The sequence below is a fragment of the Bacteroidales bacterium genome (assembly GCA_031276035.1).
In the GTDB taxonomy this organism is placed as follows: Bacteria; Bacteroidota; Bacteroidia; order Bacteroidales; family BM520; genus RGIG7150.
The window spans coordinates 281,936-298,395 of record JAISNV010000001.1; the positions used below are offsets into that span (position 1 = coordinate 281,936).

Consider the following 16,460-nt stretch of genomic DNA (forward strand, 5'->3'; position numbering starts at 1 on the left):
ATTAAAAAACCTGACACAAAAAACAGAAGTAAAGGAGTGGTTACAGCCGTTAACAATGCATTTTCCGAAAATACATGGTACAGCGCATTAGATATAAATAATGGTTTGAAGAAAATTTATACAGATTTTGGATTATCAATAGACGGTAGAGGCATCGCTTCAAAGATTACTCTTTATTTTGATGCTAAAGTTGACAATAAAGAGAATAAAAAAGGTTGGATGTTGAATAAGAAGATTAATTAACTCCTGACGTAATTTATAAAATTATTGTTTTTAATACCCTTGTAAAAAATGCGTCAGCCAAAAATTGATGTTATTTTTAGTAAATTGAAAATGTTTTATTATTTTTGAAATTAGCCCCGTTTTGGGGCTTTTTGTTTGTAAGATAAATACAATTAAAAAGTTATTGACAATTTATTACTAATTGTATTCTTTTTTAGATTAATTGGTATTTTTGCACATATTATTTAAACTATAATTATTAACAGGAGAAACATAAAAAATAAAATTGAAAAAAGATGGAATCTTCAAATAAAAAAGGGGATAGATTAGAAAATCAAGTTTATGATTTAATTTTAAAGTTATTGGATGAAGATAATTTCATTGCACCAAAAAAGCAAAGTAAAGTTTTTAAGAAAAAAGGATATTATAGTTCGAAAAGAAAAGGTGACATTATTTTTGATGTTACAATAGAAACAACTCTTCCCAATGCAGATAAATACTCTATCCTAATTGTAATTGAATGTAAAAACTTGGGACGAAAGGTAGAAGTGAGCGATATTGAAGAATTTAGTAAAAAGTTAAGCCAAATCGGAGAACATAATACAAAAGGAATCGTAATATCAACAAATACTTTTCAGAAATCTGCATATGATTTTGCAAAATCGGAAAACATTGGACTTGCAAGAATTAATTCTTCTGATGAAATTCAGTGGATAAACTATAGAAAGGATAATTCACAAAATATAAATGATATTTTAAATGAAGAGGAAAAGGAATTTACAGATGAGTTCTGTAATCAAAATTCTTTTGTTGCAACTTTAAATTTTAATAAACTTATGAGTATTGCTGATTTATTAATAGAACTTTCTGTCATTGACAGGTTTATAAACGGCAAAGATTTAATAAAAATTCCATATATATCCCATGATAAATTAAACAGTATCGTAAATAAGTTATATAATTATAATTTATATAATGATTATGCATTAAATTTTGATAAATTAACGTCCTTTCTGGAACCACTTTATAATGTAACATTTAAGTATGATACTTTGGAAGAAGAAAATTATCTTGGTAAAATAGAATTCAATCCATTATGTATAAAGATATCTAAAAATGCTAGAATTGATAATAATAGATGGCGTTTCACTTTAGCTCACGAAATAGGACATTTAATCTTACATTATAATTTATTGAAAGATTGGCTAAATGAAAAAGAAGATGATGATTTATCTTTAGCATTAAGATATAGTGATGCAAAAAGAAATTTTGAAAAATTAGAAATACAAGCAAATTTGTTTGCGAGCTATCTTTTGCTTCCAGAAAAACTATTAAAGGTTGCAATAAATACCTTGTTTGATGAGTATAGAATACATAGAAGATGTCTTTACCTGGATAATCAACCTGTAAATCAAAAAGAAGTATATGAAATATTAGGTATTTTAAGTAATTCGTTTCAAGTCTCAATTGAAGCAATAAAAATTAGACTAATAAAATTAAACTTATTAGAAGATGAAACAGATTATTCGCTTAAAACGCTACTAAAAAAATATTTTGGGAAATAATTTATATACAAATACTATTTGATGAGTAAAAATCATAGTTAAACTAACAATTAGCTTTTTTATTGAAGAAACGCTATATACTACATATTTTTAGTAATATTCTTACAATGACGTAATTTTACAAGAACTTCCTTTTTAATATACCTCGAAATTCTTGTCACTACAAAATCAATATTTATTTGGATAGATTGGATTTTATTGTAGAATCTTTTAAAATTAACCCCCGAAATTGGGGTTTTTTATTACAATAATTATTTATTGATATCTAATGCAAAGTAATACAACTAATTTAAAATACCAAGAAGACTTCTTGTATAATATTTAAATTTATTTAACTTTGCAAGGTTATTTTTTAACAGACGAGGCAGTCAAGAACAAACATTAATTAAAAACCTCGCAATGTATATAGGTAATTGCACATATAAGATGAAAAATTTCATAAAGACAATGACAATATCAGTTTGTCTTAGTACTCTATTTGCATTCTCAGCATGTGAAGATAACAATACTATAAATGAAGAGTATACAAATGACTCTTTTATGTTTTTAAAAACAAATGAAATTGAGGCTAATAGTTCAACAAGGTATTTTACAGATTACGATCAAATTGCTCAAGAACTTGAAAAAATTATATCTCTTGATATTGAAGACTTAATTGCTTATGAAGATTCAATCGGAGTTATATCTTTTGGACGTGCATCTGAAGAATTATACTATTCAATTATTAATAATCTAGAAAGTACATCTAGAATTCCAGACTCTGTGACGATGTTTAATATTATATATGGGTATGTAAATCAATATACTAATTATTTAGAGTTAATTCAAAAAGATGGGGAATATCATTTTAATCCAAAATTAGGTAATAACCCATGGCGTTATGTTGTTGGAGTAAATCAAATTTGTCAAATTGGCGATAGTGTACTTTACAAAATTTTTGATAAAGGTATTGTATATTCATCTATTGAAAACTTAACTAATTTAGTTAACTTGAGAGAACAAGATTTAGAAAATATTGAAACTTCAACTTTTTTTACATATTATCCATGTTTTCATGTAAATTATAACAATATCGAAGCAGGTAATCTTGGATGGACGGTTTATGCCGAAAATTTTTCTACTAACAGAAAGGATAAGTTGGAAGTAACTGCTGACATGGCAATGGTTTTTTGTTATCAGACAACTTCACCATATTATGGAAAATATCTTTTTTCAGGTGGAGTGTTATTTAAACCAAAACATAAAACATTAGGTATATATTTTATTTCTAAACGAACAATAATTACTGATATAAAAGTAAATTATTATATTGCTAATGCGGGGTATTTAACAAAAAAAGACAAATACACTACACCATCTCCTGTATGGAAAAGAACAATAGGGTTAGAGCAATCTGGCAAATATTATAATAGTTCTATTGCTTATTTTACCTCCACAAGTGGCACAGTAAAAATTTCTACGGTTACAGTCAATTTCAATAATTAACAGTATGACTCAAATAATTAAGAAAACTTTTCTTTTAATAATTATTTCAATATTTTCTATACCGTTGATGTCACAAAATTATGCATTTAAAGATCATTTAAGTGCCAGAGTTAGTATTTCCTACTATGAGACATACCACAATAACATTCCAAATATAGCATCCTGGGTGCCATTTTATAAATTGTTTATCGGTAAAGAAATTAATTTGCGAGCAGAGATTAATTATAGTGTACTTAATTGCCTTGAGTTTGGGATATATGGTGGCGTACAAAGATATTATAATGTGCAGTTTTTTGATATATCTCAAATAGATACAATTAATACTGACTCCGAAGGCTATGAATGGAAAAATCTTTATGCCCCAGTATTTGGTATAAATTGTTATTTCCATCCCCTAAAATTATTTGTGAAAAATAATAAATCAAGATATGATTTGTATTTAACGGCAAAATACGGAGGAGTTTTTTTTACAAAATGGGGAGATAATTATGGTGTACCCTGTTATATAATAGATCCAGACAATATTATTATAGGTAAACTGAACCGTTATAGACATGAATATGGTATTGGTATAGGTGGCGCGGTTTACTTTTGGCAAATTATTGGTATATATTGCGAAGTATCAATAGGACAGTATTCTCACTATCCTGAATTTTTCAATAAACTTTTCAATGTAAGAGGGGGCATTACTTTAAAATTTGATGCAATTAATGATTTTTAATTATTCTAGGCTCAGTGAGCACGTTTTATTCTAAATATTCATTACTATATTTTTACTGATGATATAATTTACAAAAAAATCTTTTTTAATACCCCTGTAAAATTTATTGTTCTTATGTTTATGATGAAGATGGATATGTTCTAGAATATAAAGGTTCAGGAGCATCTAGCAGTACAGATAGATATACTTATTATTAATTCGTAAGTTAATAACTTTTCAGACCCCATTTTTCGGAGTGGGGTTTTACATTCTCAGAATGACACAAATTTTACAAGGGTATTAAAAATGAATATTTCTAAAAATATGTCATTCTAAATTTAGTGAAAAAAATTAACCTAAGACATTTTAAATCAGTAAATTAAATAAATTATTAACCTTACAACTTGTGTAAACCACATTGTAAACCGCAACAAAATAACGAGTTCGTAACTCGAAATTCTACAAAAATAAAATATTGTAGCTCAGTTGGTAAGGTGTGAAAGCGTTAGCTTTTACACCCGAAGAGAGCAGAGGACTGAAAATCCTTGTGTCGTTGGTTCAATTCCAACCGATGCCACATAATTAAAAGAGAGTTACAAAAATGTAGCTCTCTTTTTTGTGGTTGTTAGTTAATTCTTTTGCAACTACAGCTATTTCATTAGTAAGTAATCTTATCGGAGCAACCCGAATAAGTTATGCCGATCTGTCGCCGTGTCATTAATCTGGATTAAGCAATTGGTTTCAGGCTTATATTATTGGCTTTCATCTTTTCGGATAGCCTTTTCGGACTGTTTACAAATGTTACGGTGGTTATTCAAACTTCGTTTATCCGTTCTGTGTAATACTCTCTACGTTTATTTTTCCGTACCTGCTTACACTTATTGTAATGCGGTAATCGGAACAGGAAACACAAAAATTACATTCCTGTTTCAAATGATAAATATAACGATTTATTTGTTCTATTTGCCTGCTATTCCGCTCTCTAAACATTCCACTTACGGTATATCGGATTGCCAAACAGCTATTCATATTATCTGCAACATATCTAAAAAGGGATAAATGACAAAGTAATTCTTACTTTAGAGTTTGATATTCTCATGTCCGGCATCATATCTTGCAATAGAAATCGATATTTTCGAATTTTGTTTTATAATTATTAAGACAAAAATTGTACTTTTACAAACTGGTCTTTCAATTTTCAGATCTGATAAAATGAGTGTTGAAACTGTAATATAAAAGCAACTGACAACAAACTGTTTGACACAATTCGTGTAAAGTGTGTGGAAACTTGGAAGTTCGTTTCCCGTAGTCAAGTTCATGTAACCTGCACTTCACCAAGCCGCCTTGTATCAGCAGCTATTGTGGCGTAAAGCATAGAAGATGACGAAAAATTGACAAAAAATATAAACAAGAAAAATAAAAATCAGAAAATCATTAAAATAGATAATCATGTGGAAATGGTATGCACTACTGTCGGCTTTTTTTGCGGCGCTAACGGCCATTTTGTCAAAGGTTGGCGTAAAAGGAATTAATGGAAATATTGCAACTGCTATTCGTACAAGCATTGTTTTGTTTATGGCGTGGGGAATTGTATTTTTGAGCGGGCAACTCAAAGATATTAAAGAGTTGACAAAAAATAACATTCTATTTTTAATTTTTTCGGGAATCGCCACAGGCTTATCATGGATATTCTATTTTAAAGCTTTAGAAACTGGTGATGTGTCGAAAGTGGCTTCCATAGACAAACTAAGTGTTGTTTTTGTAATCCTACTCTCATTTCTATTCTTAAATGAACCTATGGATTGGAAAACAATTGTCGGGGGAGGATTGATAATTATAGGAACTATTGTTATTGTAATATGAAATATGTTATCTAATTGTAAATCAAAAAAATGATAGTAAAATTATTAATTTGCTTTTCAGCACTTTTGGTAACACTTAGATTTACAAATAAAGAAAAGAGAAATAAAACAGCAGCCGGTTAACAAGCAACTCGGCACAATGCAGATGCGGTTTCGCGGAAAGCGCGCTAGATTGTGAAAGTTTCTCTCCTTTATAAAAGTTCACGTAACCCGCATTTCACCAAGCTTTGTGTATTATTTTTAGGCCGAATATGAGTACATCTCAACATGACTTCATAAAAAAATCTTTGAACGACTACCCTCTTCAGCGGAAACAAAAGTTGCAAAACTAAATCAATAGTTTTTTGAAGTTTTTTACTAGGGCAGCCATTCACAGATTTTTAAATAATTTCTATCTAATTGATAATTATTAAATTCGATAGAATAATACGAAAACTATTTCAACACTTCAATAAGTTTTGGCAATAATGAAACAACTGTATTTTCGGTTTGAGCCGTGTAAAAATTACCGTCAATAACGATTTTTTCATCGCTTCCGATTACATTTTTAACCATTGATTTTACGAACGGATGAAGCGTAACTTTTCTACCTTTAGCCGCTTCAAGGCCATCGAAAAGTAAACCTGCCGCACAATGTCCAATCATAATTTTACCTTTTTCACTGAAAGTATTCATTACCAGCAACATATCTTGATTATACTGTTCCCCGACATTTTCAGAGAATTTCGGCATCGCATCACCACAGGCAAATACCAATGCATCGAATTCGCTTTCATGATTTTTCAGATTTGCAACAACATCATCGGTTTGTAATGCAATGCCCGAATTTGTTTTTACTTGTGTAGAATTGGCTACCGCAAATGTTTTGTACGAAATGCCGTTTTCGAAAAATGTTTCCAAATATTGGAATAATCCGAATCCGTTTACAGGATTTACCACTAATACTGCTACTTTTTTTGACATGATTTTAATTTTTTTTAGTTTATAAGATTTATTTGGTTTAAAAACAAAAGTTACTTACTTTTGCAGTGCAAAGATATAATAGAAACCATCAATAAAACAAGAAGATACTTAAAAGTAAGAGACTTACTTTTAGGTTATTAATATTGAAAATCAAAAAGAAAAATTTTAATTATGACTGAAAATTTTTGTCCCATACGAAATATATTAGACCGTTTCGGCGATAAATGGTCGATTTTAGTATTGTTGAATTTGAAACAAAACGGAATCATGCGATTCAATGAGTTGAATCGAAGTATTTCAGGTATTTCTCAGAAAATGCTAACGGTAACGCTTCGCACATTAGAAGCCGACAACTTGGTTACCAGAACTATTTATCCCGAAATTCCGCCGCGAGTGGAATATCAACTTACAAAAGTCGGAGATTCGCTCTTGCCGCATATTGAAGGATTAGTGGATTGGGCATCGAAAAATAAACAAACAATAATAACTTCACGGGAAAGTTATAAAGAATAAAAACGAACAACTAAAAGTGATTTGGCATAATGCCGGGGACTTTGTCTGGAAAAATTTTTGCCTTAACTTGAAAATCTTTTGCCCATAGAAATATTTACATATCCCACACTTTTTCAAATCATTAAACATTATATATTATTTGGACTAATGCATAAAAAATGTAAAAAGTGAAAAAAGTATTAGTCTAATAACAATATTTATCGTATTTTTGCGATAAATATTAAAAATATAAAACATGGCGTTCAGCAAGGCAGAACAATTTGAAGAAAAAGAAGTTTTATTGGCACGATACGCCAAAGCGTTGTCACACCCTGCACGAATAGCTATTTTGAAGTTTCTTGCAAATCAGCCCTGTTGCTACTGTGGTGACATTGTCGAAAAACTTCCCATTGCACAGTCAACCGTTTCACAACATTTGAAAGAGTTAAAAAATGCAGGACTCATTCAAGGCGAAATCAATCCGCCGAAAGTAAAATATTGCATTCAACCCGAAAACTTCGATGAAGCAAAAAAAATGTTTGCAGAATTTTTCGGATAAAATTTTTTATAACAAATTATCGTATATTTACGATATATAATAGATAAAAAATATGGAAATTATAATTTCAGGAACGGATTGCACAAAATTCGATGCCCTGTACGAAAGAGTTAAAAAGTGACAACAAAAAAATCAAATCGAAACCGCAATTGTCAAGCAGGAAAATATTATGGAGATTATGAAATATAATATCAACACTATCACTGCAATTGTGGCAAACGGAATAATAAAATCAAGTGGAAAATACCCACAGAAAAATAAATATTAATAATCTAAACCGAAAAGAGTATGTCCAAAGAACAAGAAATCAAAGAAATGGTAAAGCAGAAATACAGTGAAATTGCTTTACAGGGTAAAGAAACCTCATGCGGTTGTTCGAACAAACCAAACAAAGTGTACAACATTATGAGTGAAGGCTACGATAATATGGAAGGCTATAATCCTGATGCCGATTTGGGCTTAGGTTGCGGATTGCCGACACAATTTGCCCAAATCAAACAGGGCGACACCGTTATCGATCTGGGAAGCGGAGCAGGAAACGATTGTTTTGTTGCCAGAGCCGAAACGGGCGAAAGCGGAAAAGTAATAGGTATTGACTTTTCTTCACCCATGATTGAAAAAGCAAGGGTGAATGCTCTGAAACTAGGCTATACCAATGTGGAATTTAGAGAGGGCGACATTGAAAATATGCCTGTCGAATCCGACACAGCCGATGTTATTGTCAGTAATTGCGTGCTGAACCTTGTCCCTAACAAAAAGGCCGTATTTAAAGAACTATATCGCGTACTAAAACCAACCGGACATTTCAGTATCTCCGATATTGTACTCACAGGTGATTTGCCACCGAAAATCAAATCCGCCGCAGAAATGTATGCGGGCTGCGTGGCAAGTGCTATTCAAAAAGACGAATACTTATCATATATACATCAAGCGGGATTTAGAAACATTACTTTGCAAAAAGACAAACCGATTATTGTTCCTGATGATATTCTTGCACAATATCTTAATGATGAAGAAATTGCACAATACAAACACAATACAACCGTTATTAGAAGTATAACAGTTTATGCGGAGAAATAATATTTCGAATATATCTATTGTCTTAATGGTATTTCTCTGTAAATAGAAAAATGAAAAAATTACTAAACATTGAATTGAATAATTCATATTATTTCAAATCAGACTCCATTTTTTTCAGATCAAAATAATATTCAGGATACACGAAAAAAGAATATGTAGATTGAATAATGTCGTAAATATTTTAGAAAAAACCATGAAAATTTTGAATACGATAAAAACCAAATCAATATGAAAAAGGTAAAAATAACCGTCTTAAAGACAACTCTTGATTCAGAATTAGCTAAAGAATATGGTGTGGAAGAATTGAAAGCCTGTCCGATGCACAAAGCAGGGCAAGTTTTTTATGCCGACTATGCAAAGCCGGAAGGATTTTGTGATGAGGCTTGGAAAGCCATTTACCAATATGCGTTTGCCTTGGCTCACGGGGCAGGTAACGGAGTTTTTTATTACGGAGACTGGATACGAAAACCGGGTGTTGCTATTTGTAGTTGCAACGACGGATTACGCCCGGTAATCTTTAAGTTGGAAACTACAGATGAAACGTCAACGATTGATTATACTCCTGTCCGATGAATTTTTATTTATTAAAAAAATCCTTGTTGAATAATAAACAAATTATTGTATCTTCAAAAGCGAGGAAAAAATTATAAACGAGTAAATTGAAAGATAAAAATTGAATAAGTAACGCCGATTGGCAACAAGCTGTTTGCCGTCAAACGGAATATAATTATAGCTTTACAGTTCCTGCAGACTTCGCTCCGTTCGAATATCAAGGCACCGAATGTTGGTGTCAAGTAAGGCGGAATGCATAGAATGTCGCGAATTTCCAATTTTCCGATTAGCATTGATTATAATTTTGCATTCGATAATCAATCAATGTTTAATTAAAAAAAGAAAAATGAAAAAATTAATCGAATGGGTAGAAATACCAAGTACTGATTTCAAACGTGCCGTAAACTTTTACAACAAAGTTTTTTTGCTTTCCATGGAAGAAATTGATTGTGAAACTGAAAAAATGGCATGTTTTCCAACCGGAGAAGGAGCTATCTTCTATCAGAAGGATTATAAACCCTCGGAAAGAGGAGTAATAATTAACCTGAATGTTCCTGACAGCATTGAAGAAACTATTGCCCGTATCGAAAAAAACGGGGGAAAAATAGTTCAACCTAAGACAAAAATCGAAGCCGAAGGAAGAGATTATTTCGCTTTGGTTTTAGATTCCGAAGGAAATAAAATCGGATTATACGGAAACTAACAAAACAACCAAAATGATGTCGGCTTATACCGGCATCATTTTTATTCTAAGAATATGAATTATAATTTTGCTCAACCATCGGAAAAATTCAAACCTTATATTAAACAATATTGGGGAGTTGAAAATGTTTTGAAAAACGGAGAGCAATATACACAGCGGATTATCCCGAGCGGATTACCCGAACTTATTTTATATTTAGGCCATAAGCCGACAGTCGACACGAAAAACAGGTCGTTGGAAGATTCTTTTTTACTAAACGGTCAGCAGAATGATTTTTATGACATTCTTATCTCAGACAATTTATCCGTTTTCTCCATTCAATTCAAACCACAGGGAGTCAGTCAATTCTTTTCAATTCCATACAATGAGCTTCTGAACAATTCTGTTCCGCTGAAATACTTAAACAAAGATTTATATGCCGAATTAGAATCAAAATTGGCAAAAGAAAGTTCTTTTCAATTAAAAGTCAATATGGTAGAAGAATGCCTTTTCAAACTGTTAATTAACAACAAAAAAGATTTCGAATTCCGGCGGATAAACAATGCCATTGAATCTATCAGAATAACAAAAGGAAATATTGACATTGATACTTTAGCCTCGAATGCCTGTTTAAGCAGAAAACAGTTCGAACGAATTTTTTCCGAATATATCGGAATTTCACCAAAACAATATCTGAAAACGATTCGTTTACAGGCAACAATTCATTTCAAATCTAAGCATAAAAATGTATCAATGACCGAATTGACGTATATAAACGGTTATTACGACCAATCCCATTTTATCAACGATTTTAAAACAATGACTGGTTTAACTCCTAAACAGTTTTTTGATGAGTGTGAAATGCCGATGTCTGATTTTTTTGAGTAATAAAAAATATTACAGCGTCAATTCCGAATATCATATTTTTTTAAATAATCCTCAATCTAATTTCATTTAGGTCCATCAAACAAATATGATAAATTGAGTTAAAGAATATATAAAACATTTTAAAGCATGCAATATTTAAAAGTTGTTTCCCTTTTTGGGGAGCGACTTTTTTTTATTTTGTGCAATTGAAACGCTATTTCGTACAACCGAAATAATATTTCACACAATATCCTTAAAAACACGGGATAAGACAAGATTATGAATATAAAAACAAATACATTTGCAATAAAATTAGAGTAGTATGTATAGACATATTATAGTAACTAACATCAATGAGGTCGTACGAGTATCAGTTGAAAGAATTGTTTATATCAGTTCTTATGGCAATTATTCTTCAATGATATTGACAGATAGTGAAAAACATGTGTTTTCTTTCAATCTTTCGGCATTTGAAAAGATAATAAAACAACAACTCAAAAGTGAGGCCCAATTATTAATTCGAGTTGGTAAACAATTGATTATAAATAAAGAATACATCTATTACATAAATATAAGTAAACAACAAATAACTTTATCGGATATAAGTTTTCCGACAAAGTTCATTCTAAAAGCCTCAAGAGAAGCATTAAAAGATCTTAAAACAGCTTTAGAGGAAAATATATCGAATTGACAATTGTTCCATTTGTCAAAACCGACACGAAAATTATTTCAGCTCTTAAATAAGTTTTGCAATACGGATGATTTTAACAAAATAAAAACTATTTTTGTGATAAAATTAAAAACATCAAACATAATTAAGAAAATATGAAGCTTATTTATTGTAACATACTTTTTATACTTTTATCACTTGCCGGTTTTTCAAATACCTCACAATTAAATGATTCAATTCCTGAATACGAAACCTTCACAATTAAATCCGAACAAGTCGGTGAGGTAAGAACAATTAATGTTTGGACACCGGCAGACTACAAAACAAATCCGAACTCTTTGCCTGTTATGTACATGGCAGACGGTGGAATAAATGAAGACTTTCCCCATATTGCAAATACTTTGTCTGAACTTATCGAGCAGAAGAAAATCAAGCCAATAATTCTTGTCGGTATAGAAAATACTCAACGAAGAAGGGATTTGACAGGATTTACGGAAGTTGCGGAGGACAAAGAAATCGCACCGGTTGTCGGTGGTTCGGAAAAATTCAGAGCCTTCATTAAAGAAGAACTCTTTCCCGAAATCAATAAACGATACAGAATAACAAACGAAAAAAGTATAATCGGTGAATCCGCATCAGGACTTTTTGTGATGGAAACATTTTTTCTGACTCCCGAAATGTTCGACAATTATATTGCATTTGACCCTTCATTATGGTGGAACAATCATTACTTAGTGAGAACGGCAAAAGAACATCTGGAAAAATTTCCGGCAAGTAAAAAACGAATTTGGTTTGCAGGCTCTAACACTGAAGGAATATCATGTTTCACTAAAGAATTGGCGAACATTTTCAAAACTGAAAATCTTACAAACATACAGTGGAAATATTCGGACGAACCCAAAGAGGAGCATAATACAATTTTCAGGGCGACGAAAGAAAAAGCGATAATCTGGACTTTGAATAAAACTGAGTAAAGAACCAATGCCTACAAACAATTTTGTTCAATAGAAAATATATTATTTGTAGATATACAAATAGGAACGGAAGGTTATCTCTATCCATATAATATTTATCATTGCCGTAATATAAATACGATATAAAAAATTCTTGCGTAGTTAATTCAATTTCAACCGATATCACGTAAAAGCCGTATAAAATTGAGGTTTTTCTTTATAACACATACAGGTAAACACTCCTCAAATTGTCATATTACTAAAATTATCTACCTTTGCATGTTTTTAATTTGATTCTTTTTGAAGAATAATATAATCATAGAAAAACTGCGTAAAGGAGATCATAAGTCTTTCGAAATGCTTTTCAGTGAATGGTATAAACCTCTGTGCGGATATGCTTTCAGTATTCTGCAACATGAAGACGACACTCAAGATGCCGTGCAGAAACTGTTTTGCAAACTTTGGGATAAACATAAAGATATTGAAATCCATACTTCAATTAAATCTTATCTCTACAGGAGTATTCATAACGACTGCATAAACATTATCAAACAAAGAAAAACAAAAGCCGATTATGTGAACTATTCACAACAGGAATCCGGAATAGAATATTATAATGCCGATTTACAAATTATGACAACCGAATTGGATGAAAATATTAAAAATGCTATTGAAAAATTGCCGCCGCGCTGCAGGGAAGTTTTTCTTTTAAGCAGAATGAAAAATTTATCCTATGCCGAAATTTCGAAAACTTTGGATATTTCCGTCGGAACCGTTGAAACACAAATGGTAAAGGCATTAAAATCTCTGAGGAATGAATTAAAAGACTATTTATTGCTGCTGTTCTGTTTCTTTTTAACCTTAATGCCATGAATGATAAAATAGATAACATATTGGCTAAGTATTTCAGCGGAGAAGCTGATAAACACGAACTTCATGAAATGGAAAACTGGTTGGCCGAATCGGAGGAAAATGAAAAATATTTCACGGAAATGACTATTTTGTTCCAAAAAACTTCTCCGAAGCAGCAATCGAGCTTCAATACCGAAAAGGCTTTGCCGAATTTCAAAAAATATATTTATCAAGATATTCCTATTCTTCAGGCTAAGAAAAAAGACAGATTTCGTATAAGATACTGGACAGCAGCGGCAATATTTCTTTTAATTACAGTTTCTATTTTATTTATCACAAATAAAAAGAATAATTATTTGATAATTGCTGCCGATAATCAAAATAAGGAAATAACATTCTCGGAAAATATTAATATTGTTTTAAATCAACATTCGACAATCGAATACAAAAAAGATAATTTGAATGAGGTAAAAATGACCGGTGAAGTTACTTTTAACATCAATTCTCCTGATAATCAGAATTTCATTGTCTATGCAGGAAAGACAATCATTAAAGATATCGGCACAATTTTCACCGTAACTGCTAATAATGATAATTTGGTAAGAGTTGAAGTGCAGGAAGGTGAAGTTTTATTTTTTACCGAAGAAAATACAGGCATAAGTATAAAGGAAAATGAAACCGGAATTTATTATGAATTGAATAACGTTTTTGAACTTATTACTCCTCTTGAATCTCCAAAAGTTCCGGATATTGTTTTCAACTCCCAACCTTTGATAGACGTAGTAGTTTATTTACAAAAAACATTTGGAGTTGAAATTATTATCGACGACAAATCGCTTGATAATCTATTGCTTACCGTTCACTTTGAGCATAATGAATCTTTAGATTTGATTTTGAATGTTATTGCCGAAACTTTGTCTGTAAAAATCATAAACATTGGAAATGCATACAAAATTACCAAATAAGATATTTTCATTTTTTTTATTTTTCGTACTGATATTCACAATATCAAATAATATTTTCGCTCAGCAGAAAGTCTCCGAAGCAAAAATAACATTAAACGAAAATGAAAAATCGATAAGCCAGATTCTGAACATTATTTCAAATCAAGGCAGACTAAAATTCTCTTACAATCCGCAAATCATCGACGATGAAAAAATAATCTCTATAAATATTTATAATGCCGGAATAGATGAGGTTTTAAATTCTATTTTCGAAGGAAAAATTTCATATAAAAATATAGATAATTATATTATCTTAAGCGAAAAAATTATTGAGAAAGAAGCGAAAGTCAAAATAAAACCTACGGAAAAAGTCATTGAAAATGTTAGCATTGAAAAAGAAATTCTTCTTCCCGTAAAAAAAATCGAATATAAGGATATAGGTAAAATAGAATCGAATTGTCTTAATCATGTAAATAAAATTAACGATGAAGATATGAAGAAACATTTTATGACAATTTTATTAGCGTCGGTTATTGTTGCCGATACTATTATTGCACAGGAAACAAAGCAAAACAGTGATGTTAATTCCGAAATTAAGAAGGAACAAAAGGAAGGTACCTACAAGCCTTTTAATTTCTCTTTAATTTACCCGCTCGGCAGCGATTGGGTAAACTCGGCAAGAAACGAATACAATTTCTCTTTGAGTTTAATCGGAAATGTAATCGGAAAAACCAAGGGCGTCGAACTTGCTCCGGTTTTTAATGTAAATAGGTACGGTGTAAAAGGAGCACAGATTTCGGCAGGATTTAATTTGGCTTCGGCATCGGCTTGTCATTGTAAAGACGGTGAACAACGGAACGAGTTAGTTGAGGAAAGTAATGCCCTTCAAATTGCAGCCATATTTAATTATACGGGCTTTGGAACTTCAACACAATTTGCAGCGGGATTCAATGTTGCGAAAGATGCAACAATTCAAGTTGCCGCAATAGGAAATATTGCAAGTGATGTATATACTCAACTTTCTGCCGGAATTAATATTGCACAGAGCAGTAAATTTCAATTATCTGCCATAGCAAACATTGCTAAATTTTCTTCTCCGGCGCAGATAACTGCCGGAATTAATTATGCCGATATAAATGCCTTACAAATCGGAGCCATAGGAAACATAGCAAAAACCAAAAGCTATTGTCAGATTTCCGCAGGAGTTAATATTTCTAATAACAACAACGCTCAGATTTCTGCCATAATGAATTCGGCAGATACAACTATGACTCAGATTACGGCTCTTCTTAATGTTGCAAAAGCCTCAAAATTTCAATTGGGTGTAGTAAACGTTACAAAAAAAGGGAAAGTACAACTCGGGATAGTTAACGTAAGAGACACGGTTGACGGAGTTTCAATAGGATTAATTAATATTGCAAAAGGCGGCGTTATGGAAGCCGGAATAGAATTCGGAGAGTTTATTTTTGCTGCAGCAACTTTTCGTTCGGGAATAAGACCGTTTTATTCTATTTTGAGTGTTGGCTGGACTAAAGGACAAATATACGCCTCCAAATATATTAATACTAATAATAATTATGATAATATGTTGGCTTTGGGATTTGGATTTGGTAGCACGATTAGATTATATAAGAAGTTGGATTTGAATTTAGAATTAATGCATTATAACTTAATGCATGTTGGTTCTCCGAGCTTTAAATATGTAAATAATAATTTCTTTCGTTTAGCTCCATATTTCAATTATACATTCGGCAAACATTTAAAAATATTTGCTGGCCCCACATTCAACTTGCTTTGTATAAATTTTGAAGATGGTGGGGATAAATTAGCGATAATTCCACCGTATACTATTTTTACACATACTAGTCATATACGTGAAAATACTTTTTTAGGATTAGATTTCTGGATCGGCGGAACTTTCGGTTTGAAATTCTAACATTGTTATAGTTTAATAATAGAAACGGATTCTCAGGATTTTGGGAGTCCGTTTTTTATTAAAAGATAAATCGACA

18 protein-coding genes and 1 tRNA gene are annotated in these 16,460 nt (G+C 31.2%); 17 read left to right on the top strand and 2 right to left on the bottom strand.

Annotated elements, in window-relative coordinates; all coding sequences use genetic code 11:
• The first annotated feature begins 36 nt into the window (after window positions 1-36).
• From LBP67_01130 to LBP67_01150, 5 genes are all read left to right on the top strand, one after another.
• Window positions 37-243 (top strand): hypothetical protein, encoded by a 207-nt coding sequence (locus LBP67_01130; protein MDR2083583.1) that lies wholly within the window; start codon window positions 37-39, stop codon window positions 241-243.
• Window positions 244-518: 275 nt separating this feature from the next.
• Complete coding sequence (locus LBP67_01135; GenBank protein MDR2083584.1) at window positions 519-1,787, top strand: ImmA/IrrE family metallo-endopeptidase; 1,269 nt, start codon at window positions 519-521, stop codon at window positions 1,785-1,787.
• A 447-nt stretch (window positions 1,788-2,234) separates the two neighbouring features.
• Entirely contained in the window at window positions 2,235-3,272 is a 1,038-nt protein-coding gene (locus tag LBP67_01140; protein MDR2083585.1) for a hypothetical protein, read from the top strand.
• 4 nt (window positions 3,273-3,276) lie between these two features.
• The gene (locus LBP67_01145) at window positions 3,277-3,993 is read left to right on the top strand and encodes a hypothetical protein (GenBank protein ID MDR2083586.1); all 717 of its coding nucleotides are present in this window, start codon (window positions 3,277-3,279) and stop codon (window positions 3,991-3,993) included.
• Between the two features lie 453 nt (window positions 3,994-4,446).
• Window positions 4,447-4,549: transfer RNA gene (locus LBP67_01150), tRNA-Phe, on the top strand.
• 248 nt (window positions 4,550-4,797) lie between these two features.
• Here LBP67_01150 and LBP67_01155 read toward each other — a convergent pair.
• Window positions 4,798-5,001, bottom strand: a complete 204-nt coding sequence (locus tag LBP67_01155; protein MDR2083587.1) for a hypothetical protein — start codon at window positions 4,999-5,001, stop codon at window positions 4,798-4,800.
• Between the two features lie 420 nt (window positions 5,002-5,421).
• On the opposite strand from LBP67_01155, the gene LBP67_01160 reads away from it, so the two are divergent.
• Window positions 5,422-5,835 (top strand): EamA family transporter, encoded by a 414-nt coding sequence (locus LBP67_01160; protein MDR2083588.1) that lies wholly within the window; start codon window positions 5,422-5,424, stop codon window positions 5,833-5,835.
• Window positions 5,836-6,269: 434 nt separating this feature from the next.
• On the opposite strand, the gene LBP67_01165 is transcribed toward LBP67_01160, so the two are convergent.
• Window positions 6,270-6,797 carry a DJ-1/PfpI family protein gene (locus LBP67_01165; GenBank protein ID MDR2083589.1) on the bottom strand — a complete coding sequence of 176 codons (528 nt, stop codon included), beginning with the start codon at window positions 6,795-6,797 and terminating at the stop codon, window positions 6,270-6,272.
• 171 nt (window positions 6,798-6,968) lie between these two features.
• Between LBP67_01165 and LBP67_01170 the strand changes: the two genes are divergently transcribed.
• The 11 genes from LBP67_01170 to LBP67_01220 all read left to right on the top strand — a co-directional run bounded on the left by LBP67_01170 (window position 6,969) and on the right by LBP67_01220 (window position 16,384).
• A complete protein-coding gene (locus LBP67_01170; GenBank protein ID MDR2083590.1) occupies window positions 6,969-7,310 on the top strand; it encodes a helix-turn-helix transcriptional regulator in 342 nt (113 codons plus the stop codon).
• A gap of 235 nt (window positions 7,311-7,545) precedes the next feature.
• Window positions 7,546-7,848 carry a metalloregulator ArsR/SmtB family transcription factor gene (locus LBP67_01175; protein ID MDR2083591.1) on the top strand — a complete coding sequence of 101 codons (303 nt, stop codon included), beginning with the start codon at window positions 7,546-7,548 and terminating at the stop codon, window positions 7,846-7,848.
• Window positions 7,849-8,136: 288 nt separating this feature from the next.
• Window positions 8,137-8,928, top strand: a complete 792-nt coding sequence (locus LBP67_01180; protein MDR2083592.1) for an arsenite methyltransferase — start codon at window positions 8,137-8,139, stop codon at window positions 8,926-8,928.
• A gap of 228 nt (window positions 8,929-9,156) precedes the next feature.
• Window positions 9,157-9,501, top strand: a complete 345-nt coding sequence (locus LBP67_01185; protein ID MDR2083593.1) for a TIGR04076 family protein — start codon at window positions 9,157-9,159, stop codon at window positions 9,499-9,501.
• A gap of 325 nt (window positions 9,502-9,826) precedes the next feature.
• On the top strand, window positions 9,827-10,183 hold the full coding sequence (locus tag LBP67_01190) for a VOC family protein (GenBank protein MDR2083594.1): 357 nt from the start codon (window positions 9,827-9,829) through the stop codon (window positions 10,181-10,183).
• A gap of 54 nt (window positions 10,184-10,237) precedes the next feature.
• Window positions 10,238-11,050 (top strand): helix-turn-helix domain-containing protein, encoded by an 813-nt coding sequence (locus tag LBP67_01195; protein MDR2083595.1) that lies wholly within the window; start codon window positions 10,238-10,240, stop codon window positions 11,048-11,050.
• A gap of 301 nt (window positions 11,051-11,351) precedes the next feature.
• A complete protein-coding gene (locus LBP67_01200; protein MDR2083596.1) occupies window positions 11,352-11,720 on the top strand; it encodes a LytTR family transcriptional regulator DNA-binding domain-containing protein in 369 nt (122 codons plus the stop codon).
• A 134-nt stretch (window positions 11,721-11,854) separates the two neighbouring features.
• On the top strand, window positions 11,855-12,673 hold the full coding sequence (locus LBP67_01205; protein ID MDR2083597.1) for a hypothetical protein: 819 nt from the start codon (window positions 11,855-11,857) through the stop codon (window positions 12,671-12,673).
• A 279-nt stretch (window positions 12,674-12,952) separates the two neighbouring features.
• Entirely contained in the window at window positions 12,953-13,525 is a 573-nt protein-coding gene (locus LBP67_01210) for an RNA polymerase sigma-70 factor (protein ID MDR2083598.1), read from the top strand.
• A complete protein-coding gene (locus LBP67_01215; GenBank protein ID MDR2083599.1) occupies window positions 13,522-14,469 on the top strand; it encodes a FecR family protein in 948 nt (315 codons plus the stop codon). Before LBP67_01210 ends, LBP67_01215 begins: the two co-directional genes overlap by 4 nt.
• Window positions 14,447-16,384, top strand: a complete 1,938-nt coding sequence (locus tag LBP67_01220) for an STN domain-containing protein (GenBank protein MDR2083600.1) — start codon at window positions 14,447-14,449, stop codon at window positions 16,382-16,384. The genes LBP67_01215 and LBP67_01220 overlap by 23 nt, the downstream gene beginning before the upstream one ends.
• Window positions 16,385-16,460: the final 76 nt, after the last annotated feature.

What these genes read in the sequence shown, in the direction of transcription:
- LBP67_01140 (MDR2083585.1), top strand. Translation starts at nt 2,235, where the DNA reads ATGACAATATCAGTTTGTCTTAGTACTCTATTTGCATTCTCAGCATGT.
- LBP67_01145 (MDR2083586.1), top strand. Translation starts at nt 3,277, where the DNA reads ATGACTCAAATAATTAAGAAAACTTTTCTTTTAATAATTATTTCAATA.
- LBP67_01135 (MDR2083584.1), top strand. Translation starts at nt 519, where the DNA reads ATGGAATCTTCAAATAAAAAAGGGGATAGATTAGAAAATCAAGTTTAT.
- LBP67_01175 (MDR2083591.1), top strand. Translation starts at nt 7,546, where the DNA reads ATGGCGTTCAGCAAGGCAGAACAATTTGAAGAAAAAGAAGTTTTATTG.
- LBP67_01190 (MDR2083594.1), top strand. Translation starts at nt 9,827, where the DNA reads ATGAAAAAATTAATCGAATGGGTAGAAATACCAAGTACTGATTTCAAA.
- LBP67_01205 (MDR2083597.1), top strand. Translation starts at nt 11,855, where the DNA reads ATGAAGCTTATTTATTGTAACATACTTTTTATACTTTTATCACTTGCC.
- LBP67_01185 (MDR2083593.1), top strand. Translation starts at nt 9,157, where the DNA reads ATGAAAAAGGTAAAAATAACCGTCTTAAAGACAACTCTTGATTCAGAA.
- LBP67_01180 (MDR2083592.1), top strand. Translation starts at nt 8,137, where the DNA reads ATGTCCAAAGAACAAGAAATCAAAGAAATGGTAAAGCAGAAATACAGT.
- LBP67_01215 (MDR2083599.1), top strand. Translation starts at nt 13,522, where the DNA reads ATGAATGATAAAATAGATAACATATTGGCTAAGTATTTCAGCGGAGAA.
- LBP67_01165 (MDR2083589.1), bottom strand. Translation starts at nt 6,797, where the DNA reads ATGTCAAAAAAAGTAGCAGTATTAGTGGTAAATCCTGTAAACGGATTC.
- LBP67_01200 (MDR2083596.1), top strand. Translation starts at nt 11,352, where the DNA reads ATGTATAGACATATTATAGTAACTAACATCAATGAGGTCGTACGAGTA.
- LBP67_01220 (MDR2083600.1), top strand. Translation starts at nt 14,447, where the DNA reads ATGCATACAAAATTACCAAATAAGATATTTTCATTTTTTTTATTTTTC.
- LBP67_01170 (MDR2083590.1), top strand. Translation starts at nt 6,969, where the DNA reads ATGACTGAAAATTTTTGTCCCATACGAAATATATTAGACCGTTTCGGC.
- LBP67_01155 (MDR2083587.1), bottom strand. Translation starts at nt 5,001, where the DNA reads ATGAATAGCTGTTTGGCAATCCGATATACCGTAAGTGGAATGTTTAGA.
- LBP67_01195 (MDR2083595.1), top strand. Translation starts at nt 10,238, where the DNA reads ATGAATTATAATTTTGCTCAACCATCGGAAAAATTCAAACCTTATATT.
- LBP67_01160 (MDR2083588.1), top strand. Translation starts at nt 5,422, where the DNA reads ATGTGGAAATGGTATGCACTACTGTCGGCTTTTTTTGCGGCGCTAACG.